At 70.9% G+C, this 234-nt stretch carries 1 protein-coding gene; it reads right to left on the reverse strand.

Features of this window, described 5'->3' with window-relative positions; genetic code table 11:
• Window positions 1–234 (reverse strand): hypothetical protein (locus ACR9ZK_RS23605; protein ID WP_481344337.1); only part of this gene is annotated, 234 nt, incomplete at both ends.

A 234-nucleotide genomic window follows, 5' to 3' on the forward strand; every position in this document is an offset into this window, starting at 1 on the left:
TTCCCGATCGTCACGAGCCCGACGCCGCCGACGGTGACCAAGAAGGTCCGCAGGTCGACGTAGCCGCGCGTGTTCATTCGCACCATGCCCAGCGCGGACGCGCTGCGGGCGAGCGCACCGGTCGCAGAGGCGGCGTCGATCTGCTCGTGCAGGTTGCTCGCGGTGTCGTCGAGGCGCGCAGAATAGCGCTGGAGGTCACCGAGCGCGAGCGAGCCCTGGGCCCGGGCCGTGTTG

It is taken from the genome of Monashia sp. HAY1-5C, from assembly GCF_056755255.1.